This is a genomic window from Stenotrophomonas sp. ZAC14D2_NAIMI4_7 (genome assembly GCF_003086675.1).
Lineage (GTDB): Bacteria > Pseudomonadota > Gammaproteobacteria > Xanthomonadales > Xanthomonadaceae > Stenotrophomonas.
On record NZ_CP025995.1, the window covers coordinates 3,303,254 to 3,328,351 of the forward strand.

Annotated in this window: 20 protein-coding genes; 10 read left to right on the forward strand and 10 right to left on the reverse strand. The window is 68.0% G+C overall.

All coding sequences use genetic code 11. The features are described 5' to 3' along the window. From C1922_RS15230 to C1922_RS15245, 4 genes are all read left to right on the forward strand, one after another. The gene (locus tag C1922_RS15230) at positions 1-1,029 is read left to right on the forward strand and encodes an SIS domain-containing protein (protein WP_108750527.1); all 1,029 of its coding nucleotides are present in this window, start codon (positions 1-3) and stop codon (positions 1,027-1,029) included. Next, positions 1,029-2,192 carry an N-acetylglucosamine-6-phosphate deacetylase gene (gene nagA / locus C1922_RS15235; RefSeq protein ID WP_108750528.1) on the forward strand — a complete coding sequence of 388 codons (1,164 nt, stop codon included), beginning with the start codon at positions 1,029-1,031 and terminating at the stop codon, positions 2,190-2,192. Before C1922_RS15230 ends, nagA begins: the two co-directional genes overlap by 1 nt. After that, positions 2,192-3,259 carry a heparan-alpha-glucosaminide N-acetyltransferase domain-containing protein gene (locus C1922_RS15240; RefSeq protein WP_108750529.1) on the forward strand — a complete coding sequence of 356 codons (1,068 nt, stop codon included), beginning with the start codon at positions 2,192-2,194 and terminating at the stop codon, positions 3,257-3,259. The genes nagA and C1922_RS15240 overlap by 1 nt, the downstream gene beginning before the upstream one ends. Positions 3,260-3,476: 217 nt before the next feature. After that, positions 3,477-6,497, forward strand: coding sequence for an autotransporter outer membrane beta-barrel domain-containing protein (locus tag C1922_RS15245; protein ID WP_108750530.1), 3,021 nt, complete (start codon positions 3,477-3,479; stop codon positions 6,495-6,497). A gap of 431 nt (positions 6,498-6,928) precedes the next feature. Here C1922_RS15245 and C1922_RS15250 read toward each other — a convergent pair whose 3' ends face one another. Continuing rightward, entirely contained in the window at positions 6,929-7,324 is a 396-nt protein-coding gene (locus C1922_RS15250; protein WP_108750531.1) for a hypothetical protein, read from the reverse strand. Between the two features lie 380 nt (positions 7,325-7,704). Here C1922_RS15250 and C1922_RS15255 point away from each other — a divergent pair, with 380 nt between their 5' ends. From C1922_RS15255 to C1922_RS15265, 3 genes are read left to right on the forward strand one after another with little or no spacing between them, the layout of a single operon-like run. Beyond that, on the forward strand, positions 7,705-8,733 hold the full coding sequence (locus C1922_RS15255; RefSeq protein WP_234413339.1) for a S41 family peptidase: 1,029 nt from the start codon (positions 7,705-7,707) through the stop codon (positions 8,731-8,733). A gap of 3 nt (positions 8,734-8,736) precedes the next feature. After that, complete coding sequence (locus C1922_RS15260) at positions 8,737-9,072, forward strand: hypothetical protein (protein WP_108750533.1); 336 nt, start codon at positions 8,737-8,739, stop codon at positions 9,070-9,072. 50 nt (positions 9,073-9,122) lie between these two features. Beyond that, positions 9,123-9,557, forward strand: a complete 435-nt coding sequence (locus tag C1922_RS15265) for an SseB family protein (RefSeq protein WP_108750534.1) — start codon at positions 9,123-9,125, stop codon at positions 9,555-9,557. A gap of 6 nt (positions 9,558-9,563) precedes the next feature. Here C1922_RS15265 and C1922_RS15270 read toward each other — a convergent pair whose 3' ends face one another. Further along, a complete protein-coding gene (locus tag C1922_RS15270; RefSeq protein ID WP_108751619.1) occupies positions 9,564-10,784 on the reverse strand; it encodes a multifunctional CCA addition/repair protein in 1,221 nt (406 codons plus the stop codon). 78 nt (positions 10,785-10,862) lie between these two features. Then, on the reverse strand, positions 10,863-12,836 hold the full coding sequence (locus C1922_RS15275) for a transglycosylase SLT domain-containing protein (RefSeq protein ID WP_108750535.1): 1,974 nt from the start codon (positions 12,834-12,836) through the stop codon (positions 10,863-10,865). A gap of 164 nt (positions 12,837-13,000) precedes the next feature. On the opposite strand from C1922_RS15275, the gene C1922_RS15280 reads away from it, so the two are divergent. Both C1922_RS15280 and C1922_RS15290 read left to right on the forward strand, forming a co-directional pair. Then, positions 13,001-13,408 carry a biopolymer transporter ExbD gene (locus C1922_RS15280; RefSeq protein WP_108750536.1) on the forward strand — a complete coding sequence of 136 codons (408 nt, stop codon included), beginning with the start codon at positions 13,001-13,003 and terminating at the stop codon, positions 13,406-13,408. A 701-nt stretch (positions 13,409-14,109) separates the two neighbouring features. Then, positions 14,110-16,968 carry a TonB-dependent receptor gene (locus C1922_RS15290; protein WP_108750538.1) on the forward strand — a complete coding sequence of 953 codons (2,859 nt, stop codon included), beginning with the start codon at positions 14,110-14,112 and terminating at the stop codon, positions 16,966-16,968. A gap of 212 nt (positions 16,969-17,180) precedes the next feature. On the opposite strand, the gene fhuE is transcribed toward C1922_RS15290, so the two are convergent. The 3 genes from fhuE to C1922_RS15305 all read right to left on the reverse strand — a co-directional run bounded on the left by fhuE (position 17,181) and on the right by C1922_RS15305 (position 20,760). Continuing rightward, positions 17,181-19,349: a ferric-rhodotorulic acid/ferric-coprogen receptor FhuE gene (fhuE, locus tag C1922_RS15295; protein ID WP_108750539.1), complete on the reverse strand. Its 2,169-nt coding sequence runs from the start codon at positions 19,347-19,349 to the stop codon at positions 17,181-17,183. A gap of 172 nt (positions 19,350-19,521) precedes the next feature. Further along, entirely contained in the window at positions 19,522-20,073 is a 552-nt protein-coding gene (locus C1922_RS15300) for a M23 family metallopeptidase (protein ID WP_108750540.1), read from the reverse strand. Positions 20,074-20,277: 204 nt separating this feature from the next. Continuing rightward, entirely contained in the window at positions 20,278-20,760 is a 483-nt protein-coding gene (locus C1922_RS15305) for an Lrp/AsnC family transcriptional regulator (RefSeq protein ID WP_108750541.1), read from the reverse strand. A 72-nt stretch (positions 20,761-20,832) separates the two neighbouring features. Between C1922_RS15305 and C1922_RS15310 the strand changes: the two genes are divergently transcribed. Next, positions 20,833-21,708 (forward strand): EamA family transporter, encoded by an 876-nt coding sequence (locus tag C1922_RS15310; protein WP_108750542.1) that lies wholly within the window; start codon positions 20,833-20,835, stop codon positions 21,706-21,708. A 26-nt stretch (positions 21,709-21,734) separates the two neighbouring features. Here the strand turns inward: C1922_RS15310 and C1922_RS15315 are convergent, their stop codons facing one another. From C1922_RS15315 to C1922_RS15330, 4 genes are all read right to left on the reverse strand, one after another. Then, positions 21,735-22,472 carry an endonuclease/exonuclease/phosphatase family protein gene (locus tag C1922_RS15315; protein WP_234413341.1) on the reverse strand — a complete coding sequence of 246 codons (738 nt, stop codon included), beginning with the start codon at positions 22,470-22,472 and terminating at the stop codon, positions 21,735-21,737. A gap of 52 nt (positions 22,473-22,524) precedes the next feature. Continuing rightward, positions 22,525-23,364, reverse strand: coding sequence for a thiol:disulfide interchange protein DsbA/DsbL (locus C1922_RS15320; RefSeq protein ID WP_108750544.1), 840 nt, complete (start codon positions 23,362-23,364; stop codon positions 22,525-22,527). A gap of 107 nt (positions 23,365-23,471) precedes the next feature. Further along, positions 23,472-24,122 carry a thiol:disulfide interchange protein DsbA/DsbL gene (locus C1922_RS15325; protein WP_108750545.1) on the reverse strand — a complete coding sequence of 217 codons (651 nt, stop codon included), beginning with the start codon at positions 24,120-24,122 and terminating at the stop codon, positions 23,472-23,474. Positions 24,123-24,228: 106 nt separating this feature from the next. Continuing rightward, entirely contained in the window at positions 24,229-25,029 is an 801-nt protein-coding gene (locus C1922_RS15330) for a c-type cytochrome (RefSeq protein WP_108750546.1), read from the reverse strand. Positions 25,030-25,098 lie beyond the last annotated feature (69 nt).

Consider the following 25,098-nt stretch of genomic DNA (forward strand, 5'->3'; position numbering starts at 1 on the left):
ATGTCGCTGTCAGACCCCACCGCCACCCTGATGTTTGCCGAAGCCGCCGAAGCGGCCGATGTGGTCGCACGCCAGTTCGCCCGCAACCACGCCACCATGGAAACCCTGGCCGCCAGCCTGCGCGCGGCGCCGCCGCCGTTCGTGGTGACCTGCGCGCGTGGCAGTTCCGATCATGCCGCCACCTACGGCAAATACCTGCTGGAAACCCAGCTGGGCCTGGTGGTGGCGTCGGCCTCGCCGTCGGTGGGTTCGGTCTATGCCGCGCCGCTGCAGTTGCGCGGCGCGCTGTTCATCGTCATTTCGCAGTCGGGCAAGAGCCCGGACCTGCTGCGCAATGCCGAGGCTGCCAAGGCCGCCGGCGCACGCGTGGTGGCGCTGGTGAACGTGGAAGATTCGCCGCTCGCGCAGTTGGCCGACACGGTCATTCCGCTGCACGCCGGTGCTGAAAAGAGCGTAGCCGCGACCAAGAGCTACCTGGCCTCGCTGGCCGCCCTGCTGCAGTTGGCCGCGTACTGGAAGCAGGACAGCGCCCTGCGCAATGCCCTGGACCTGCTGCCCGATGCACTGCGCGAAGCGTGGCAGTGTGACTGGACGGTGCTGACCGAGGGTCTGGTCGATGCGCGCAACCTGTTCGTGCTGGGCCGTGGCCTGGGCTTGGGCGCAGCACAGGAAGCGGCGCTGAAGTTCAAGGAAACCTGCAGCCTGCACGCCGAAGCCTACAGTTCGGCCGAAGTGAAACATGGCCCGATGGCGCTGGTGGATCGCGGCTTCCCGGTGCTGGCCTTCGCCCAGCCCGATGAAACCGGCGCCGGTACCCGTGCGGTGGTGGATGAGTTCAGTGCACGCGGCGCCCAGGTGTGGCTGGCAGGTGCTGGCGGCAACCTGCCGGTGGCGGCAGCACCGCACCCGCTGTGCGCGCCGCTGCTGACCGTGCAGAGCTTCTACCGCGCGATCAATGCGCTGGCCCTGCGCCGCGGCTTCAACCCGGATCTGCCGCCGCATCTGAACAAGGTTACGGAGACGGTGTGATGGCCGCTGCCCCGCGCAAACAGGTGCTGCGCAACGCGCGCATCCTGACCGGCGATGATTTCCGCGACGATCTGGCGGTCGTGGTCGAAGACGGTCGCATCGCTGCGCTGCTGCCCGATGCCGCCCCGCAGCTGGGCGCAGCCGGTGAGCAGGTGGACCTGGGCGGTGGCTGGCTGCTGCCCGGCTTCATCGACGTGCAGGTGAATGGTGGCGGCGGTGCGCTGTTCAACAACACGCCCGACGTGGCCGCGCTGCGCACCATCGCGCAGGCGCATCGGCGCTTCGGTACCACCGCGATGCTGCCGACGCTGATCAGTGACGACGTGGGCGTGATGCGCGAGGCCATCGCGGCAATGCGCGATGCCATCGCGCAGGGCGTGCCGGGCGTGATCGGCATCCATCTGGAAGGCCCGTACATCGCCCCGGCGCGCAAGGGCACCCACGATGCCAGCAAGTTCCGCGTGCCCGATGCCGACGAGATCGCGCTGGCCGCGTCGCTGGACAACGGCGTGACCCTGCTGACCCTGGCACCGGAACGCGTGCCGCTGGAGACGATCCGCGCGCTGGTCGAGCGCGGGGTGATCGTGGCTGCCGGGCATACCGCCGGCACCTATGAAGAGATCCGCGACGGCCTGGATGCGGGCGTGCGCGGCTTCACCCATCTGTACAACGCGATGTCGCCGCTGCAGGGGCGCGAGCCTGGTGCGGTCGGCGCCGCGCTGGAAGACCGTGACAGCTGGATCGGCATCATCGTCGATGGCGTGCACGTGCACCCGGCCAGCCTGCGCGTGGCGCTGGCAGCCAAGCCGCGCGGGCGCCTGCTGCTGGTGACCGACGCCATGCCGCCGGTCGGTGCCGATGACCCCAGCTACGTGCTGTACGGCGAGACCATCACCGCCGTGGAGGGCGTGGTGCGCAACGCGGCCGGTGCGCTGGCCGGTTCGGCGCTGGACATGGCCACGGCCGTGCGCAACACCGTGCAGTTGCTCGGCCAGCCGCTGGCCGAGGCCGCGCGCATGGCCTCGACCTATCCGGCGCAGTTCCTCAACGTGGATGACCGCCTGGGCCACATCGCGGAGGGCTACCAGGCCGACCTGGTGCTGCTGGATGATGCATTGCAGGTGCGCGGCACCTGGATTGCCGGACAATACGAGGCGGCCTGATGGATGCAGCGCCGCCACGCCGGCTGGGCTCGATCGACGCCCTGCGCGGCCTCACCGTGGCGGCGATGCTGCTGGTCAACAATCCCGGTGACTGGAGCGCGGTGTTCGCGCCGCTGCGCCATGCGGACTGGCATGGCTGCACGCCCACCGACCTGGTGTTTCCCTTCTTCCTGTTCCTGGTCGGCGTGTCGATGGCCTTCAGCGTAGCGCCGCGCGCGCACGACGCCGCCGCGCGCCCGGCACTGGCCCGTAGCGTGCTGCAACGTGCGCTGCGCATCGCCCTCGCCGGTGTGCTGCTGCACCTGCTGGTGTGGTGGGCGCTGCACACGCATCACTTCCGCATCTGGGGGGTGCTGCAGCGCATCGCCCTGTGTGCGGCGCTGGTGGGCGTGGTGGCGGTGTACCTGCGGCCACGCACCCAGCTGGCGCTGCTGGTTGCACTGCTGGTGGGCTACACGGTGCTGCTGCTGGGCATCGGCGATCTGGCGCAGTGGACCAATCCGGCCAGCCGCCTGGATACCAGCCTGTTCGCGCCCTTCATCTACCAGTGGCAGGCCGACACCGGCCTCGGCCACGATCCGGAAGGCCTGTTGAGCAGCCTCGGCGCGCTCGCCAGCACCGTGCTGGGCCTGCTGGCCGGTGGCCTGCTGCGCAACGGGCGCGCGTCCGCGCTGGCCGGTCTGGGCGTGGCGACCGCCGTGCTGGGTCTGCTGCTGGCCACTGTGCTGCCGCTCAACAAGCAGCTGTGGACGCCGAGCTACGTGCTGTGGACCGGCGGCCTGGCGGCGCTGGCGCTGTGGCTCGGGCACCTGCTGATCGACCGCAGGGGCTGGCCCGCGCTGGGCCGTCGCTTCGGCGTCAATGCCATCACCGCCTACCTGGGCGCTTCGGTGATGTCGGTGGTGCTGCTGGCCACCGGTGCATGGGGTTGGGTGTGGCAGCAGCTGGCCACGGCGATGCCGGGCGCACTGGAACTGGCCTCGATGCTGCAGGCGATCGCCTTCGTTGCGCTGTGGTGGGGCGTGGTCTGGTGGCTGGACCGGCGTCGCATCTACCTGAAGATCTGACCCGGGCCGGAGCCCTTTGTGCCAACCAAGGTTGGCACCTACCTTGGGTTGGCCTGAACACATTCATGCACATGCACGCCACGTGATGCATGCGTTACTTCACACCCCACGGTTGATGCATCCGGCATAACGTCACACCTGAATGCTTCACGGCGCCCCTGCGGCGCCAGCAGTGTCCATATCCGCAATTCCTGACTTCCCGATCCAGGAGTGCCGTATGTCCGTTGCCGCACCGCGTCCGCGCCGCTTGACCCGCTGCCTGCTGCAGGCCCTCGCCATCCCCGCTGCACTGGCTGCCACCGTGCCCATCGCGTGGGCGGGCTGTGACAACGTCACCCCGCTGGCCGGGCAGACCGTCACCTGCAGTGCCGCAGCGCCCAACCCGCAGACCGTGCCGGTCAGCGCCAACGGCGAGGCCGGCATCACCCTCAACGTCGCCAGCGGCGCACAGCTGCAGCAGAGTGGTGGCGGCAGCGCCATCAGCCTGGTCGGCGCCGGAGGCCACCAGCTCGGCAACCAGGGGGCGATCAGTTCGGTCGGTGGCATTGCCGTGCAGCTGGGTGGCGGCAGCCGCGTCGACAACCTCGGCAGCATCAGCACCGGCAACAACACCGCACTGCAGTTCGTCGGTGCCGGCGACAGCGTGCTGGTCAACCGCGGCACCATCAGCGGGCGCACCGGCGTGCAGTTCGGTGCCGGCAACGACCGCCTGGAGATGCTGGACGGCAGCATCAGCGGCGGCGTGCTGCAGGGCGATGGCAACGACGTGCTGCTGCTCAGCGATGGCACCCTGGACAGCGTTGACCAGGGCAACGGCAATGACCAGATGACCGTGCGCGGCGGCAGCATCAGCGGGCTGGTCACGCAGGGCAGTGGCGCCGACGATTTCGTCATGAGCGGCGGCAGCATCGGCGCCCTGCAGCAGGGCGACAACATCGATACCTTCCGCATGAGCGGTGGCCGCATCGTCGGTGCATTCGAAGATGGCGACCAGGCCTGGATGACCGGCGGTCGCATCGGCCGGGTCAACATGAAGCTGGACAAGAACCTCTGGGACCAGTCCGGCGGTACGGTGGATGGCAACGTGGTGACCGGTTTCGATACCGATACCATCATCATTTCCGGCACCGCCTATATCGGCGGCAACATCAGCGTGAGCGGTGGCGCCGACAGCGTGACCATCACCGATGGCACCGTGCGCGGGCAGATACTGCTCAGTACCGGCAACGACACCTTCAACTGGAACGGCGGTGGCATCGTCTATGGCGCCATCGATGCCGGTCCCGACGATGATGTGGCCACGTTGGCCAACCTCAACCAGGCCAACCTGGGCGCGGTGCCGCTGTTCGACGGCGGCAGTGGCAACGACCGGCTTGCGCTCAGCAACGTCAAGATGACCGGCGTGGGCCGCCTGCAGAACTGGGAAACCATCAGCCTGGCCAGCAGCACTGAACTGACCTTCGATGGCGATCTGCGGCTGGGCGACAGTGCAACCGGCACCGGCACGCTTACTTTGGATGACACCAGCACGTTGTACGCGGGCAGCGGTTCCAATGGGGTGCGTCCGCTCAGCGACAGCGCACTGGTGAACGTGGTCAACGCCGGGCGCATCGACCTGACCGGCGTGGGTGCCGGCGATGTATTCACGATCCGCGGCAACTACCGTGGTGACGGCGGTGGTCTGTACCTGCGTACCGTGCTGGGCGCGGACGATTCCGTTACGGACCGCCTGGTGATCGATGGCGGAGCGGCAACCGGGAGCACCGGTATCGGCATCCTCAATGCCGGCGGTGGCGGCGCGGCCACGCTGGCCGACGGCATCCTGGTAGTGCAGGCGCTGAACGGTGCGACCACCGCAGCCGGTGCGTTCTCGCTGTTCGCCCCGGTGTCGGCCGGTGCCTACGAGTACTTCCTGTTCAAGGGCGGGGTAAGCGCGGGCAGTGGAGAGAACTGGTACCTGCGCTCGACCCTGGTGTCCGGCCCGACCCCGGCGCCCAGTGGAACCGGCAGCACCGCCGAGCCACCGCCGCCCACGCCGCCGGTGGCGCCGCCGCCCGCGATCGCCCCGGCCCCGCCGCCGCCGCCCGAAGGGGCGCTGGACCCGGACCTGACCGCTGCCGAGACCGCGCCCCCGGCGCCACCGCCGCAGCCGGCCGACGTTGCCCCACCCAGCGACCCGCCGGTGCCCGACGTGCCGTTGGCCGGTGGCGCACTACCGGGCCTGGGCCCAGCGCCCAGTGCCGGCGCGCGACCCGCGCAGGGTGACGTGGTGCCGTTGTACCGCCTGGAAACCGCTACCTATGCGGTGGTGCCGCCGCTGCTGCGCGAGGCGTCGCTGGCCAGCCTGGGCGCCTTCCACGAACGCCAGGGCGAGCAGCGCCTGCTGTACAACACCGGCGCCCTGCGCACCGCTTGGGGCCGGCTGGTAGGGCAGAGCAGTGAGATCCATTGGAAGGGCGACGCCCAGCCGGGCTTCGACGGCGATCTGACGGGCGTGCAGGCCGGTGTGGACGTCTGGGCCGCCGCCGCCGATGCACACCGCAACCAGATCGGTGTGTTCGTCGGCCGCACCCGCGCCGATGGCCGGGTGACCGGCCTGGCCCTGGGCTGGGAGAACGTGCAGGTCGGCCAGAGCCGCCTGGACGACAAACACGTGGGCCTGTACTGGACGCTGACCGGAAGCGAAGGCGGCTACTTGGACGCGGTGGCGATGCAGAGCCGCTATGACGGCCGTGTGCGTTCCTCGCGCGGGCTCGGCATCGACGTGCAGGGAGATGGCACCACGCTGTCGCTGGAGGCGGGCAAGCCGCTGCTGCAGTTCGGGCAATCCTCATGGTGGCTGGAACCGCAGGTGCAGGTGATCTGGCAGCGCAGTTCGCTGGATGACCGGCGCGATGACGTGTCTGCGGTGCGCTTCGACAGTGACAACGCCTGGACCGGCCGCGTCGGCCTGCGCCTGGCCGGTGATTACCAGCTGGCCGACAACGGCTGGCAGCCGTACTTCAAGCTGAACTACTGGCACGGCCGCTCCGGCGAGGACCGCGTGCAGTTCGACACCGACGTGATAACCAGCGCGCAACGCTCGCGGGCGCTGGAAGCCGGCGTAGGGGTGGTCGGTCGCTTCAACCGCACCATCAGCGCGTATGCCGTGGCCGACTATACTCGCGAAGTGGGCGGCAGCCGCACAGAAGAACGGCGCGTGATCGAAGGCAACATCGGCCTGCGCGCAGACTGGTAGCGCCGGGCCACGCCCGGCGGGCAACTCCCTTGGTAGGTGTCGACCATGGTCGACACGCCAGGACCCGCTCGAAAACCCGCCCGACGTTGTGATCCGCTCTGGTAGGTGTCGGCCCTGGTCCACACGCCATGACCCGCCGGAAATCCGCCCGACGTCATGACCCGCTCTGGTAGGTGTCGACCTTGGTCGACACGCCATGACCCGCCGGAAATCCGCCCGACGTCAGGACCCGCTCTGGTAGGTGTCGACCTTGGTCGACACGCCATGACCCGCAGGAAATCCGCCCGACGTCATGACCCGCTCTGGTAGGTGTCGACCTTGGTCGACACGCCATGACCCGCTGGAAAATCCACCCGACGTCGTGACCCGCTCTGGTAGGTGTCGACCTTGGTCGACACACCATGACCCCGTAGCGTCGAGCAAGCTCGACGCTACCGGCGGCTGCCGACAACGTCATGAACCAGCGCGCCGGCATGCTCGGCCAGCACCACCACTGCCTGCAGCAAGCCTTCTTCCACCTGCGCCGGGCACTGCGCGGTCACATCATCCAGCTCCCGCGCCGACTGCGCCGCCAGCAGCACACCACCGCAGGCCGAAAGCGCCGCCAGGCAGCGCGCAGCGTCGGCCAGACCGCGCCCGCGTGCATCGCCAACCGCCTGCGTCATGCCGCGTAGCCGGGCGAAGAACGCCGATGGCGGCACAGCCTCTGCGGCTTCCATCAACGCATCTTCCAGGGCCTCGGCCACGGCATTGGGCACCGCCAGGCCGGGCAGGGCATCGCCCAGCAGGGCATGCAGACGGGGATAGGTGGGGTAGAGCGTGGTCATGGCGGCAACCTCACATGGCAAGGCCACCTGCGTCGTGCAAGGTGGCGGGCGGTGCGGGTTGGCGTGCCGGTCAAAATCCAAGCGAAAAAGCCGACGGATCGCGAGGATCCCCACGCACCGCCCACCATGGGCGAGCCGATGCATTGTCGTAATTGCCGCTGAGTCGGCAAGTCGATCGCTTGAATGTTTGATTCAGGACGCCAATCCCGGCCAGCGCAGCGTGCGTTGGCAAAGCCACCTTCGCGGTTTCACTGCAGCGCAGCCATGAGCAAAGTTGCAAATCCTGCCGCGGCCCAGGAGTGCGAAACACGACACGTCGCGCGACGTCCAACGGCGTATCCTCGTTCCTCCACCTTCCGGCGAAGGAACGTCGAATGCCCATGGGTATCCGCACCACGATTCTGGCACTGACCGCCGCAATGGCGGCACCTGCCCACGCCATCGAACTGCCCACGCGGCAGGCCCAGATCGAACTGGTGGACCTGCTGGAGCGCGAGGCGCTCTACCGTGATCGCGTGGACTGGCCAGAGATCCGTGCACGCATGAGTGCAGCGCAGGGCAACCCGGAAAAAATACGCGACGTACTGAAGGAAGCCATTGGCCGCAGCTCGGGCGGGCACGGCGCGTGGCTCAGCCCGAAGCGGATGCGCGCGGAAGCGCAGCGGCCAGGACGGGCCAACACCGCCGGCGCCGCCAACGCCACCGGTACAGGCATGGCGGCCACGTCGACCGATACACCGCCTGTTGACCCACGCATCGGCTGGGTCGAGATCGGCGCGTTCTCCATCGTTCCCGGCCCGGAGCTGCAGCAGAAGATGCAGCAACGCGCCGCGCGCTGGCAGGCGACCATCGGTGAGCAGGACAACGGCGCCCGCTGCGGCTGGATCGTGGATCTGCGCGGCAACACCGGCGGCAACATGTGGCCCATGCTGCTGGGCGTCGCCCCGTTGCTGCGCATGACCGCCGGCGATGACGAGACCGTGGGCGCGTTTGTCACCGCCGACGGCCCTTCCGCTTGGCACTCCACGCCGTCTGGCCTGCGTCTGGGCGCGCGCGCCATTGTTGACCAGGGTAAGCCGGGTTATCAGCTGAAGCATGCCGCCGCACCCGTGGCCGTGTTGACCGGGCCGCACACCGCCAGTGCCGGCGAAGCGACGGCGCTGGCGTTCCGTGGCCGTCCGCAGACGCGCAGTTTCGGCGAACCCACCCGCGGTGTGTCCACCGCCAACGTGGTGCGGCCGCTGGTCGATGGCAGTTCCCTGGTGTTGACCACCAGCGTCATGCAGGACCGCCACGGCCGCGGCGATGGGCGGAAGATCATGCCCGACGAGCACACACGCGGCGCTGCAGCCACCGTCGCCGCCGCCCAAGCGTGGCTGCTGGCGCAGCCTGCCTGCAGGGGTGGCTGAAGGATGCTGCTGATCGGCCAGCAGGAACGGGTGGTGGTGGTCGGCCCGACCGAGGCACACCACTGCCTGCGCTGCCAGACAGAAACCGACTTCGCCCCACAGCTGCGTTACCGCATGGCGCGCATCGACCTGCTGTTCGGCTTCGTCTACCAGCGCCGCTACGAACTGGCCTGCACCGGCTGCGGCCATGGCTGGGTGCTGGACACCGAGACCCTGGACCAGCAGCTGGGCGGGGTGCCGATTCCGTTCCGGCACCGCTTTGGCCTGCCGCTGATGCTGGTGGTGGTTGCTGGGCTGGCGGTGGCGGGGTGGATGTGGCGGCAAGGCTATCTGGCCTGAGCTCCCGGCCTGCTAAAGTGGTGCCCAGCAATCACGTACCGGAAGCGACCATGGACCACGACACGCCGTTTGAACCCACCAACGACCTGGAGGTCCGCCTGCTGCAGGCACAGGACGGCACGCTGACCGCCGCGCAGTTTCTGGACGGCCTGCTGACAGCGCCGGTGTTCGTGCTGCTGGACAAGGCCATTGGCGAAGATGGCGCCTGGGACGAGAGCATTTCACCGCTGGTGCTGACCAGCGAAAGCGGCGAGCCGATGTTTGCGGTGTTCACCGCGCCGGAACGTGCCGAGCTGTGGCACGAACAGCTGCCGCAGTTCGCCCATGCCATGCCGATTGCCGTGCACGCGCTGCTGTCGGGCATTGGCGAGGGCGTTGGCCTGGTCCTGAACCCCGGCCTGGACGTGGGCATGGAGATGATTCCCGATGCCGTGGCCCAGCTGAAGGAGCGCGCCGCGGCGATTACCCGCGGCATGGCGCACTGACCGCGCTCAGCGCGCCGCCGCGATCGCCTTCACCCGCGCCTTGGCCAGCGCTTCGCCAATGGCCGGGCCTTTCAGGTGGGTGGTATCCAGATCTCGTGCCTGCACTGAAAGCGCGGCCTGGTGCAGGCGCTTGAGCGTTTCGCCCTGCGGGTAGTCGCTGTCTTCGAAACCCAGCCGGCCGCGCTTGTCGGCCTCGCAGCACAGCGCGATGCGGGCCACGCGCTCGGGCCGGCGCAGGGCATCGCAGCGGCCCAGCAGTTCCAGCACGGTGGCATCGCGCAGTTCGTCGATGCGGTGCACGTTCAAGTGTTCGCGGCAGACCGCCTCCGCCAGCTGCTGGTGCTCGGTGGGAATCTTCAGGCGCGCACACAGCTCCTTGAGCGGCTCCAGGCCACGCTGCTCGTGCATGATGTGGCGCGGCCATTCGTCCTGCGGGGTCAGGCCCTTGCCGAGGTCGTGGGTGAGGGCGGCGAAGCCCACAAGATCGTCGCCCGGCGCCAGGCGTGCGGCCATGTCGCTGACCATTTCCTGGTGGATGCCAGTGTCGACTTCCGGATGGAATTCGGCACGCTGCGGCACGCCGTACAGTGCTTCCAGTTCCGGCAGGATCGGCCCCAGCGCGTGCGCGTCATGCAGCGTGCGCAGGAAGGCGGACGGGCGTTCGCAGACCAGCGCCTTGCGCAGTTCCTGCCAGACGCGTTCGGGCACCAGCGCGTCCAGTTCGCCACTGGCGGCGACCTCGCGCATCAGCGCCATGGTTTCGTCGGCGACGGTAAAGCCCAGCGGCGCGAAGCGCGCCATGAAGCGTGCCGCGCGCAGCACGCGCAGCGGGTCTTCCACGAATGCCGGGCCGACGTGGCGCAGCACGCGCTGCTGCAGATCGCGCGCACCGCCGCAGGGGTCGACCAGTGTGCCGGTGTCTTCGTCGCAGGCAATGGCGTTGATGGTGAAATCGCGGCGCTGCAGATCCTCTTCCAGGGTGACCGCCGGATCGGCATCGACCACGAAGCCGCGATAGCCGCGGCCGGATTTGCGCTCGGTGCGCGCCAGTGCGTATTCCTCACCCGTTTTGGGATGCAGGAACACCGGGAAATCGCGGCCCACGGCGGTGTAGCCCTGCGCTTCCATCTGCGCGGGCGTGGCACCGACCACCACCCAGTCACGGTCACCGGCGGGGCGCTGCAGCAGGCGGTCGCGCACGGCGCCGCCGACAAGATAGATCTTCATGACCGGGATGATCGCACGGGCGTGTGTCGCCGCGCTGCGCGATCGCCGGGCCACGCCCGGCGGCACTGCCCGCGTCGATCAATCCCCGCCCTGCTCGGCATTGGTGGCGCAGGTGAAGGCCTTGCGCTTGTCCACCAGGCGACCCATCAGGCGGTCGCTGAGCGGCAGGGCATTGCCGTTGAGGCGCCAGTCGTAGATCACGCTGAAGGCCAGCACGCGGGCCACGTATTCGCGCGTTTCCTTGTAGCTGATGGTCTCGATCCACAGGTCCGGGTCGAAGCCCGGGCGCTGGGTCTGCCAGCGTGCGGTCGGGGTCGGCCCGGCGTTGTAGGCGGCGATGGTCACGTACGGCAGGCCGTCGTACTTGTTCATCAGCTGGCGCAGGTACGCGGTGCCAATGGCGATGTTGGTATCCGGGTCGTACAGGCTGTCCGCGCCGCCGTACCCGGTCAGGCCGATCGACTTGGCCACGCTGGCACCGGTGGTGGGGAGCACCTGCATCAGGCCCATGGCGTTGGCAGGCGAGCGCGCGCGCGGGGTGAAGGTGCTCTCGGCGCGGATCTCGGCGGCCACCCAGGCCGGGTCGATGGCATTGCGCGCCGATTCGCGGCGGATGGTGCTGTCGTGGTGCAGCGGGAAGCGCAGGTCGTACAGGCGCTGTTCTTGCGGTTGCTTGCCCAGCGCGAACACGGCGCGGTCGAACCAGCCGTTGTCCTGCGCCACGCGTACGGCCAGGCGGCGCTGGGTATCATCGAAGCGCGACAGCGCGCTGTTCCATTCGGCCACGGCCCAGCCGGTGCGGTCGATCTGGTACAGCGCCATGGCGCGCTGGATGGCCGGGTCACGCGCTACCGCGGCCTGCGCCTGGGCACTGTCGTTGGGCTTCCACGGGCACAGCGTGTACGCCTGCTGCAGCTTGTCGGCGGCCAGGAAGCCGTGGAAGGTGGGCGCGCGCGCGGCATCGCGGAACAGCGGCTGCGCCTGCTGCACCTGCCCAGTCTTTTCCAGCATGCGCCCTTCGAAATACGCCCAGCGCGAATCGCTGCGCTGCTTGCTGCCCATCTTGCGGATCGCGGCCAGCGCGGCCGGCCAATCGCCGCGCGACATCGCCTCACGCACGCGCCATTCGTGCAGGCGCTCGTCGTAGGCCGATTCGGGCACGGCATTGAGGCGGCGCGCCGAATCGGGCAGGTACGAGGCCACGGTCCACAGCGCGATCTGGTAGCGCACCTGGCCTTGCTGCTCGGCGCTCAGGCCCAGCGCCTGCGCGTACTGCGGCAGTTGCTGTTCGGTGGCGCCAGGGTCGGCCTTGGCCAGTTTTTCCAGGCCGTCGGTGGCGATGCGCCGGCTGCGCTCGGTGCGCGGCCAGTTCAGGGCGCTGGCATTGGGGCGGTCGACGAAGGCGGCGTAGCTGTTGGCCTGGGCCAGCTCGGCGGCCGGCAGGCCACGCGCGGCGCTGCGCATCACCGCCGGCTGCTGGGCATCGGCGGCCGCATCGATGCGTTCCCAGCGCAGGGCATCGCTCATGCCGCCCTGGGCCTGCAGCACGGCGAACACCGCGTCGCAGGCATCGGGCAGCGACTTGCCATTCTTGCGCCACAGGTCCTGCGCGTCGCTGGTCCACTGCGCGTCCACCTTGCCGGTGGCCTGGCGGGCGGTCAGCTGCGCGCAACGCAGGCCCAGGTTCTCGGTCGGCGCCCAGTTGGCCAGCAGGGTGGGCCAATCCTGGCGGCGGGCCACCGAGGGCAGCCACACGCTGCGGAAGCTGTTGGCCACGGCCTGGCCGTCATAGCGTTTCAGGAAGGCCTGGGCCTGGCCGTTGTCCACGCTGTCGATGTTGCGCCGCAGTTGGGCGAACTCGACCCAGCCATAGGCCGGGTGGCGGCTGAGCGCGGCGGCCTGGGCGGGCGCCAGCTGGCCACGCTCGGCGGCGTCCAGCGCGGCCTTCAACTGGCCGCTCTGGGCATCAAGGGACTGGGCACTGGCGCAGCCGATCAGCAGCGTGGTGGCCAGCGGGAACAGGGACAGGGCGGTCGAAGAGCGTCGGGTCATGGCCCCAGCATAGCGGGCCGTGGCTGAATTCAGTTTCGCGCAGCGTGCACGTTTGGTGCTGGCAAACGGCGGCTGAACGACTGCGTGCGCAGCACTGCCAGTGTGGGCAATGGGCCGGGTAAGTTCGGCCACAGGGCAAGCGGCCCTGCTGCAGGGAGCGGCACATGGCATTCAGTAGCGCAGGACGAAGCGGACCACTGGCTGAGATCAACGTGACGCCACTGGTGGATGTGATGCTGGTGTTGTTGATCATCTTCATCGTGACTGCACCGATCGTGGCGCGGCCGATCACGGTGGATCTGCCGCAGGCCACCGACCGGGTGGTACAGCGGCCGGACCCGCCGCCGCCCATCGAGCTGCGCCTGGATGCGGCCAGCCAGTTGAGCTGGAACGGGCAGCCGATGGCCATCGGTGATCTGCAGCAGCGCCTGCGTGCGCAGGCGGGCGAGCACGCCGGCAACCTACCGGAGCTGCGCATCAGCAGCGACCCTTCGGCCGAGTACGAAGGCATGGCGCGCATCCTGGCCGCGGCCGAGGCTACGGGCATGCAGCGGATCGCGTTCGTGCGTTGACACGGTGCAACCGGCGTTGAGTGGCTCTGCCTACTCAACGCCGGTCTGGCGCTCAGTACTGGCGGCAGTACACCGTCCGGCCGTCCCAGCTACAGGACATGCGGCTGCTGTCGCCACGCTGCACGGTCAGCCCCTTGATCCAGAGTTGTGGAAGTGCCGTCGACGATGCGCAGGAACGCCATCTGGATCTGATTGGGCACCGGGGTGGGAAGGGCCCGCCATTTTCTGAACTCGCGATCGTATTCGACGTGGAATGCAGTAAGTCGTGCTCGCTCGAAGTCCATGACCACCGTCAGGCCAGCGCCCGATGGCAGCGCTGCATCCCGGGGGACGCACAGTTGTTGCATTCGACCAGCCCGCCCGCGCGGGCGTTGGTGGGCAATGACAGCAGGGCAATTGCAAGGAGCGCTGCGGGCAGCAGCACGGCACTGAGTGCTTTCACGATGAGACCTCGCGTTTAGCGTCGGAAGCCTCAGTCTGTGATGAAGCTGCACGCAAGTTCGCTGGGACACTTGAATTTCAAACAATTCCTAATCGTTCGCCACCGCTGCGGATACGGTTGGTTCATTCGTCAAAAACGCGTGAAAGAGTGTTCTTCATCACGTCGTCATTTTTACAGGTTGTTTACAAAGGAGACGCTGCCGCCATGCAGGAGGGAGCGCGGCAGTCACTGTCCCGACATTCCTTTGGAGAGAGAGCGAATGAAGTACCTGCATCACCGCCCCTTGGCGGTTGCCGTCGCCCTGTGCGTGACGGCTCTGGCACCGATGAGTGCCGCCGCCCAATCCACCACCGATCTGGACCGCGTTGAAGTAACCGGCACGCGCATCAAGCGCGCCGAAGTGGAAGGCCAGGTGCCGATCCAGACTCTGACCCGCAGCGAGATTGAACGCACCGGCCTGAACTCCATCGGCGAGGTGCTGCAGCAGTTGACCGGTTCCGGTTCGGCGCTCAATGCCAAGTTCAATTCTTCCGGCAACTTCGGCTTCCCACCCGACGGCAGCGGCGTGGGCGCCGGTTCGGCGCAGGTCGATCTGCGCCACCTGGGCGCCAAGCGCGTGCTGGTGCTGGTCGATGGCATCCGCTGGGTGAATGAATCGTCCGCGTCCGGCGTGGGCGCGGCGACCGATCTGAACACCATTCCGCTGGCGATTGTTGAACGCATCGAAGTGCTGGAAGACGGTGCCTCGTCGCTGTACGGCTCCGATGCGATTGCCGGCGTGGTCAACATCATCACCCGTCGCGATTTCGATGGTGGCCAGGTCACCCTGAACTACGGCGAGTACAGCAAGGGCGATGGTACGCAGAAGGGCGTGGACCTGGCCTGGGGCACGCGCGGTGACCGCTACAGCCTGTTCGTGGGCGGCAGCTGGACCAAGCAGGACGCGGTGTATGCGCGCGACCGCGAGCAGTCGCGTTTCCCGGTACCGGGCACCGGCCTGGCGCTGGGCAGTTCGGCCACGCCCGACGGCCGCTTCATCTTCACCGACCCCAACACCGGCACCACCCACGACCTGACCCCGAACGCCGGCGCGCGGCCCACCTACAACGGTGGCGATGGCTGCGACCGTACCGATGGCTACCACTGCTTCGGCACGGCCGATCGCTTCAACTTCGCCGAGTACAACATGGTGCTGACGCCGTCGGAGCGCAAAGGCATCTTCGGCCAGTTCCGTTTCGACCTCAGCGACAACGTGCAGTGGTACGTGAAGGCACTGGGCAACCGCCGCGAATCGACCAACCAGGCCGCGCCGGAGCCGCTGTTCTTCGGCCCCGAAGCCGGCACCGGCAATCCGCTGGCCGACAACATCGTCATTTCCGCGCTGAACCCCTACAACCCGTTCGGCTTCACCCTGGATTCGTCGGACAACCTGATCATGATCGGCCGGCGCCCGCTGGAAGGCGGCGCGCGCGTGTTCGAGCAGAAGGTGGATACGCAGTACTTCGCCACCGGTCTGGAAGGCAATTTCCAGGCCGCCGACCGCCAGTGGTACTGGGACGTGAACGGCATGTACAGCAAGAACAAGGCCACCCAGACCAACTACGGCAGCTACAACATCTACAACATCAACCTGGCGCTGGGTGATCCGGCCATCTGCGCGGCCACGCCGGGCTGCGTGCCGCTGGATATCTTCGGCGGTCTGGGGTCGATCACCCCGGAGATGCTGCAGTGGATCCAGCCGGTGGTGCGCGACCGCAGCCAGAACGAACTGACCCTGTTCACCGCCAACCTGTCCAGCGAACTGTTCAATCTGCCGGCTGGTGCGGTTTCCTTCGCTACTGGCCTGGAACACCGCAAGTACGAAGGCTGGTACCAGCCTGATCCGCTGACGGTGATCGGCCATTACAACGGCGTGCCGTCGCAGCCGACGTCCGGTTCGTATGATGTGAATGAAGCGTACCTGGAATTGAACGTGCCGCTGTTCGCCGCGCCGTCCTATGGCGGCAAGCTGGACCTGAGCGTGGCCGGCCGCTATTCGGACTACTCCACCTTTGGCGGCGAGTTCACGCCCAAGTACGGCCTGCGCTGGCAGGTGACCAACGACTTCGTGCTGCGCACCACCTATGCCGAAGGCTTCCGTGCGCCGTCGATCGGTGAACTGTACGGTTCGGCCGCGCGTGCCGACCTGCAGATCTTCGACCCGTGCTCGATCGGCCTGGGTGGCACCGCGCCGCGTGGTAGCGCGGCCAACTGCGCCGCGCTGGGCGTGCCGACCGGTTTCCAGCAGGCCAATTCGCAGATCTCGGTAACCACCGGCGGCAACCGCGAGCTGGACCCGGAACGTTCGCGCAGCTTCAGCGCCGGCTTCGTGTGGAGCCCGTGGTTCGGCAACAACACCAGCTGGTCGGAGCGTTTCGACGTGGACGTGACCTTCTACCGGCACACCATCGACGGCGCGATCCAGGCCATCAACGCACAGACCCAGCTGGACCTGTGCGTGGATACCCTGGACCCGCTGTACTGCGATGGCATCACCCGCGCCAGCACCGGCGGCATCAACGGCTTCAACAACCGCCTGACCAACCTGGGCTCGATCAAGACCGATGGCTGGGACGTGGACCTGCACTGGACGCTGCCGCAGAGCGCGGCCGGCCAGTTCAAGATCGGCTGGCAGAACACCTTCGTGGGCCGTTACGAGGCCACCGGCGCGGCCGGTCAGAAGCAGCCGCAGGGGCCGGGCATCGAAGTGGCCGACAGCTCCATTCCCGAATGGACCAGCAACCTGTCGCTGGGCTGGACGCTGGGCAACTGGAGCGCGAACTGGACGGTGCGCCACATCTCCGAACTGACCGAAGACTGCGGCGACGCGGTGGCATTCGCGGTGTGCAGCGACCAGGCGGCGGGCACCAACAAGCTGGCGGCCACCACCTTCCATGATGCGCAGGTGGGCTACCGGATTGAATGGATGAAGGGGCTGCAGTTGACCGCGGGTCTGAACAACGTGTTCGACAAGGATCCGCCGATCTGCCTGTCATGCTCGTTGAACGGCTACGACGCCTCGACGTATGACATTCCGCGTGGTCGCTACTGGTACCTGCGCGCGGATCTGCGGTTCTAAGGCCTGGATGCCGCGCCGGGATCATCCCGGCGCGGCGCGTGCTGCGCTGGGATCGGGCGGGGTGCTTGCCGTGCTTGGGTAGAGTCGAGCCATGCTCGACTGCTTTTTGCGGTTCAGTCGAGCATGGCTCGACTCTACAAGAGCAAGGCGGTCGAGCATGGCCCGACGCTACGCAATGGCGGCGCCGGGGTTGCCCCGGCGCCGCGTCTGCATCAGAACGACCAGGTGAAGGTGATCGAGCCGTTGCGGCCGTCGCCGTACGCACCGTAGCCGTTGATCTGCGAGTAGTACTTCTTGTCCAGCAGGTTGTTGAGGTTGGCCTGCACGCTGAACTCCGGCGAGATGCGGTAGCGCACGAAGGCGCTGACGAGCGCGTAGCCGTCCTGTTCGATGCGACCGTAGGCCGGCACCGCGTAGTAGATGCGGTTCTGCCAGTTGGCACCACCGCCGACGGTCAGTTCCTGCAGCGACTGCGGGGTGTAGCTGGTGAACAGCTTCAGCGCGGTCTGCGGCAGGTTGGTGTTGATGTCGGCGTCGTTGATGTCCTTGGCCACGTAGCGCGAGGCACCGAAGGTGGCATTCCAGCCCGGGGCCAGTTCGCCGTTCAGTTCGAACTCGAAGCCACGGCTGACGGTGCCGCGTGCAGCCACGTAGGCCGTTTCGCCGCCGGTGCCGCCGATCACCGGCTCACCGGTGGACTGGCCGACGTTGTCCTGCTCGATGCGGAACACGGCCACCGAAGCATTCAGTCGGTTGTCGAACCAGGCACCCTTCACGCCCACTTCGTAGCTCTTGCCGTCCACCGGGTCCAGGTAGCTGCCGTTGCGGTCCTTCAGCATCTGCGGCTGGAAGATCTCGGTGTACGAGGCATAGGTGGAGTAGGTGTCGTTGATGTCGAACACCAGGCCGGCATACGGGGTGGTGACCTTGTGCGAACGGTCGGCGCCTTCGCCTTCGCTCTTCCAGTCGGTGTAGCGCGCACCGATGATCAGCTTCAGCGGATCGGCCAGCGACAGGCGCGTGGCGGCATAGGCGGCCTTCTGGGTGATGGTGCCTTCGCTGGCCAGCGCCAGCGGATTCCAGTTCGGTTCGCTGATGTTGCCGTTCCAGTTCAGGTAGCTGGAGAAGGGATCCCAGGCGAGGCCGGCACCGCCGACCTGGTAGTCGCCGTAGTTGGCGTACTCGCGCTTGTTGTAGCTCAGGCCCCCCATCACTTCGTGCTTCAGGCCAAACAGCTCGAACGCGCCACTGAAGTAGCCGTCCACCGCATTGACCTTGCGTTCGGTGTTGTAGAAGCCGGCCGACGGCGAGATGCCGGCACCGGTGTTCTTGTCGAAGTACGAAGCGCCGGTGACCCAGTCGTTGTAGGCCGGGTAGAACAGCTTGTCGTCGGCCTTGGTCTCGTCATGGGTCGCGCCGATGCGGACTTTCCAGTCGTCGTTGAAGGCGTGCTCCAACGTGGCGAAGGCGCGCTTGCTGGTGGTGTCCCAGTAGGTCCAGTTCGGGCTGGCGTTGAATGATTCGTCGTAGCCGGTGCTGGTGCCATCGGAGAACAGCATCGGGAAACCACCCCAGGTGGCGCCGTTGGCGCGCTTCTGCTGGTAGTCGTAGCCCACGCTCAGCTGGGTGTCCGGGGTCAGGTCGGCGTCGATGACGGCGTAGCCTAGCGTCTTGTGCTGGTTGTAGCGGTCCATCTGCGCGTCGGTGTCCAGGTAGCTGCCGATCACGCGGGCGCGCACCGAACCGCTCTTGTTCAGCGGAGTGGTCACGTCGACGGTGCTGCGGGTGCGGCCCCAGCTGCCCACGTTCACCGACACGCTGCCGGTCAGTTCGGCGCTGTCGGCGTGCTTGCGCACCAGGTTCACCGACGCCGACGGGTTGCCGGCACCGGTCAGCAGGCCGGTGGCGCCGCGCACCACTTCCACGCGGTCGTACAGGGCCAGGTCCAGGCCGGAATCGCCGTAGCTCCAGTTCTGCACCATCTGCGTGGGCAGGCCGTCGAACTGGTAGCTGTCGATGTAGAAGCCGCGCGAGTAGAACTCGGTGCGCTCGGTATCGGACTGGGTGCTGCTGACGCCGGTGGTGTTGGCCAGCACGTCGATGATGTCATCCAGGTTCTGATCTTCGATGCGCTGGTGGCTGATGATGCTGACCGACTGCGGAATCTCGCGCGGCGCCAGGTCGAAGCGGGTACCGGCCGAGGTGCGGCGCACGGAATAGCCTTCGGCGCGCTCGCCCTTCACCACGATCTTGTCCAGCGTGGTGGGGTCGGCAGCGGCGGTCTGGGCGAAGGCGGCCGGGGCGGCGGCCAGGCACAGGGCGGAAAGCACGGCGGCCGACAGCCGGCGCGGCTGCGGAAGGCGGAGGGTATGACGGGACATGGGGGTTCCTGGACGAGCACGTGCGTTCGGCCGGCCGGCATCCGCGCGGGCGTGGCGCAACGATAGAGTGAGGATGGCCGGCCGTCCTGGCCCAACCGTAAACGGCCGGAATAATAATGCGAACTATTCCTGTTTACAAATCCTGAACATTCATACCCGGCGGGCCGCCCGCTCAGCGCAGCAGGGGCAGCGGGTCGCGTGCGCCGTCGGCGCCGTAGATGCCCCAGTGCAGGTGGGGCGGGGTACCCTGGGCGTTGCCGCTGTCGCCCACGTGGCCCAGCAGGTCGCCAGCGTGCACGATCTGTCCCTGCGCCAGGCCCTCGGCCCAACTGTCCAGGTGGGCGTAGTAGTAGCGCTCGCGGGCCGGGCCGATCACCCAGACCTGGCGCCCGCCCAGCCCCCCTTCGCGCACGTCGGCGATCACCCCGGCGGTGACGCTGCGCACCGGTGTGCCGCGCTTGGCGAAGATGTCGATGCCGGCGTGGGTACGGTCGCGCCCGCGCGGGGCGCCGAAGGTATCGGCAATCTGCCGGGGGCGTACGCCGTCCACGGGCACGGGCAGCTCGGTGGCCGGTGGCATGCGTCCCAGCGCCCACAGCATCTTGGGTGCCGCCGCCCACGGGCTGTTCCACAGCGAGAGCACGGCGATGCCGGCGGCCAGCAGCAGGGCGCCGGACAGCAGCCAGCGGCGCAGGCGTCGGGCGGGGGAGGGCGGTGTAGTCATGGCTTCCAGATGTAGAGTCGAGCCATGCTCGGCTGGCCGTAATGTAGCGTCGAGCCATGCTTGACTGAATGAAAAACCAGTCGAGCATGGCTCGACTCTACAAACAGCCGCAGTCGAGCATGGCTCGACTCTACAAACAGCCGCAGTCGAGCATGGCTCGACTCTACAACGGCAGAGGCAGCCGCAGTCGAGCATGGCCCGACTCTACACAACCGGCTGCAGCGGCACCGACAAGCTGCGCTTCAACGTGCCCAGCGCCACCGAGGTGCGGAAGCGCTCGATGTTGTCATCGCCGCCGAACAGGCGCTCGGTGATCGCTTCGTATTCTTCCATCGAGGCCGCTGAGAGCAGCAGCAGGAAATCGCCGTCGCCGGTGATCGAATAGCACTGCTGCACGGCCGGATCGTCCCGCACGCGGCGGCGGAACGGAGCGACCTTCTCGCGCTGCTCGCTGACCACCCGCACCTCGACGATGATGGTCAGCGGACGCCCGACCTTGGCCGCGTCGAGCACGGCCACGTTGGCGGCGATAACGCCGCTGTCCTGCAGGCGCTTGATGCGCCGCTGCACGGCAGGCGTGGACAGGTGCACGGCCTCGGCAATCTGCCGCTGCGGCAGGGCGTTGTCCTGCTGCAGCAGGTCGAGGATGGCGTGGTCGAAGCTGTCCAGCACGGGGGAGGTGGCCATGGCGAGCAGAAATTTCGCGGACGGGCTGTCAATTGAGCCAAGTGCTCGCTGCCAGCGCAATAGACTGTGCGCATGCAGATTTCCCGATTCGCGCCGATGTTGCCGGCGCTGGCGGTGCTCGGCTCGGTTACCGCGCTGGCCATCGGCACCTCCTACGCAAAACACCTGTTTCCGCTGGTCGGCGCGCAGGGCACCAGTGCCCTGCGCGTGGGCTTCTCGGCGCTGTTGCTGCTGCTGTTCTGGCGGCCGTGGCGCTGGAAGACCAGCCGCGTGGATGCGATGACCATCCTGCGCTACGGGCTGACCCTGGGCCTGATGAACCTGCTGTTCTACATGGCCATCCGCACCATTCCCTTCGGCATCGCCGTGGCCATCGAGTTCACCGGCCCGCTGACGGTGGCGATGCTGTCCTCGCGGCGGCCGATCGACTTCCTCTGGGTGGGCTGCGCGCTGCTTGGCCTGTTGCTGCTGCTGCCGCTGGGCGGCGGCCCGGCGCTGGACCCGGCCGGCGTGCTCTATGCGATGGGGGCGGCCGCGTGCTGGGGCCTGTACATCGTGTTCGGCAAGCGCGCCGGCCACCTGCATGCCGGCCACACGGTTTCACTGGGTCTGCTGGCGGCGTCGCTGGTGGTGGTGCCGGTGGGCGTGGCCCATGCCGGCATGGCGCTGCTGCAGCCGAAGATCCTGCTGGCCGGCCTGCTGGTGGCGCTGGTGTCCAGTGCGATCCCGATGTCACTGGAGATGATGGCGCTCAAGCGCCTGCCGAAAGAGACCTTCGGCATCCTGATCAGCATGGAACCGGCAGTGGCCGCACTGTGGGCGATGCTGCTGCTGCACGAGCACCTGGAGGGCGTGCAGTGGCTGGCGATCGGCTGCACGGTGGTGGCCTCGGTAGGCAGCACGATGACCGCACGGCGGCTGAGGACCCCGGTGGTGCAGGCAGAGTAGCGCCGGGCCCTGCCCGGCGCTGCCGGTCAGCGCAGGGCGTTGGCCGGCACGTCGATCGCCATGGCCAGGGCCAGGTGATCGGAAAACGCGGCGGGCACGGCTTCCACGCTGCGGGTCTGCAGGTTGCTGCTGACCAGAATGTGGTCGATCGCCCGGTCCGGGCGCCAGCTGGGGAAGGTGGGCACCGCACAGCCGGGCGGTTGCAGCTGGGTCTTCTGGTACAGCACCTGCATTTCCGGGCGTTCGGCCAGGCAGTTGAAGTCGCCCATCAGCACCGCGTTGGGGTGGTCGGACAGCAGTTCGGCGATGAAGCCCAGCTGCGACATGCGTGAGCCGGCGCCCAGCGACAGATGGGCCACCGCCACGGCCAGGCCGTCGGCGCCATCGCCGAACTTGGCCAGCAGCACGCCGCGCCCGCCGATGCGGCCGGGCAGGGCGTGGTCCTGTACTTCCACCGGTTCCAGCTTGCTCAGCAGGCCGTTGGCGCTGGAGGCCACACCGCCCATGCGCCGGTTCGGCTGGTGGCTCCAGTAATTGAAGCCGGCGCGCTGGGCCAGGTAGTGGGTCTGGTTGGTGAAGCCCGAGCGCAGGCTGCCCGGGTCAGCCTCCTGCAGGCCGACGATGTCATGGTTGCGGGCCAGGGTGGCGATCGCATCCAGGCTGCTGCGCTTGCGCCCCGCCGGCAGCGCATGTGACCAGCTGCGGGTCACATAGTCGCTGTAGCGGCGGGTGCTTGAGCCGGCCTGGATATTGGCCGTCAGCAAGCGCAGGGTCCGTGTGTGGGGGGAAGTCACGGCCGGGGAAACGTCTCTGGAATCAATGCGCCTGGGCGGCCGCGCGCTCGCGGGCGATCAGGTGGTCGGCAATACGCAGCATGTCCGGGAAGCCCTTGCCCTTCACCAGGTACTTGCCGTTGACGATGATCGACGGGGTGCCGGAGATCTGGCTGCGCTGAGCGAACTGCTTGGCCGAATTGGTCTTGGCGTTCACTGCGAAGCTGCCCATGGTGGCGGCGAACTGCTTGGGGTCCACGCCGTAGGCGCCGTAGAACTTGGCGATGTCGTCCACCGAGTCGGCACCGCGCTCGCCCTTCAGGGTCTTCTGCACGTGGATGGCCTGGTACAGCGCTTCGTGCGACTTTTCCTGCACGCCCAGGGTCTGCGCGGCGTAGAAGGCGCGGCCGTAGTTATCCCAGGTGCCGCCGAACATGGCCGGTACATAGACGAAGTTCACGTCGCTGGGCAGGCCAGCCTTCCACGGGCCCACCAGCGGCTGGAAGGCGGCACAGGCCGGGCAGACGTAGCCGAAGATTTCCACCACTTCCACCTTGCCGGCGGCCGGCTGGAACGGCTGGCCGTTCGGGATCAGCTGGTAGTCGGCGCCTTCCACCGGAGCCGGGCCGGTCAGCGCGGTGGTGGTCGGGGTGGGGGCGGCCGCCGGTGCGGCGTCGGCCGGGGCGGTGCTGCCTTCGGCGGCGGGGGCGGCGCCTTCGCTGCCTGCGGCCGGCTCGGCGGCCGGGGCCGGGGTCTCGGTGGCGGCCGGGGTCGCTGCCGGTTCAGCCGGCGCGGTGGTGTTGGCGGTGCCGTCGTCGGCCTTGCAGGCGGCCAGGATCGGCAGCAGCGCTGCAAGTGCGAGGGCGGCGTAACGGGTCTTCATGGAAACGTCTCCAGCATCTGGAATGGGGGGGCCGGCGGGTGAGCGCCGGCCAGGGGGAAATGATGACACGCGGCGGCGGATGCGCCGTGTGCAGGGTCGGGATTGGTTCAGCGGCCGCGGCTGGCGCGGGCCTGGGCGATCAGCGCCGAGGCAATGCGCAGCTGGTCGTCGAAGCTGTTGCCGCGCACCAGATACTGGCCATTGATGATGATGGCCGGGGTGCCCGGCACCTGGGTGCGCTTGGCGAAGGCGCGGGCGGCGGCGACCTTCTGTTGCACAGCTTCACCGCGCAGGGCCTGCTTGTAACGGTCCGGGGCCACGCCGTAGGCCTTGTAGAAGGTGGCCAGTTCATCGGCCGACACGTTCTGCATGGGCAGCGTGCCGTCCTCGTGCAGGGCCTTGAACACCGCTGCATGGCTGCGTTTGGCGACGCCTACTTCATCGGCGGCGTAATAAGCCAGGGCCCAGGCGTCCCACGGACCCCCAAAGGCGGCCGGGACCGGGGTGAAGCGCACGTCGGCCGGCAGCTTGGCGGCCCACGCGGCCAGCTGCGGCTCGAAGTGGGCGCAGTGCGGGCAGGTGTAGCCGAACACTTCCACCACTTCGATCTTGCCAGCCAGCGGCTGGAACGGGCCGGGCTGGGCGATGCGCTCGTAATCTTTGCCTTCCACCAGCGGGGCGTTGGCAGGGGTGGCGGCGCAGGCCGCCAGCGGCAGCAGCACCAGCAGGGACAGCAACAGGCGGGACATCAACCTCATCGACGTGCATCTCCATTGAAAATAACAACGCCGGCGCAGCCGCCGGCGTGAAGGAAACATACCGCAGCAGCGGGCCGCCGTGGCGACCCGCGCCGACCAATGGCCGTCAGGGGGCGGCGGCCGGTGGCATGGCGGTGGTCTGCGCGGCCACGTCGTCGGCGCGGTTGTGCAGGCCCTGCAGGTAGCTGGACAAGGCCTGGACTTCCTGTTCTGTCAGCTTCTGGGCGATGGCCGCCATGATCTGGAAGTGCGCCTTGTCGGTTTCGTGGGTCTGCCCGGCCTGGTATTCCTGCAGGCGACGAGCGACATAGCTGGCGTGCTGCCCCCCGATATGCGGGTAGGCCGGGCCCGGGTTGCCGGCGCCGCTGGGGCCGTGGCAGGCCATGCAGGCCGGCAGGCCGCGCTGGGCATCGCCGCCGCGGTAGAGCTGCTGGCCGATCTCGTAGAACTTCATGCCCTTGTAGGGGCCGTCGGCCACCGGCGTGTCGTCGGCAATGCCGGCGGTGGCCTTCTGGGTGGCGAAGAACGCGCCGATGTCGCGCATGTCCTGCGGGCTGAGGTTCTGCACGAACGGCACCATGGCCACGGCAGCGCCGGAACTGCGCTGGCCGTTGGCGATCAGTGCCATCTGCTGGGCCACGTAGCGTTCGCTCTGGCCGGCGATGGACGGGTACATCTCGACCGTGGAATTGCCATCGGCGCCATGGCAGGCCGCGCAGGCGGCCGCCTTGCCCTGGCCTTCCTTGGCGTTGCCCCAGGTGGTCTTGCTGAAATCCACCTCGAGCGAGGCGGTCTGGATCGGGCCATTGTCGGGCAGCGGGACCAGGGTGGTCTGCGCAAAGGCAGCGGCGGCAACCACCACGGCCATGGCAAGGGCGGATACGGCAAGAACGCGAGCGTGGCGCATGCTGAAGCTCCGTTTGGACCGGGCCGGGCGGCAGCGACCGGCATCGCCCGGATTATCAACGCCGTTTCC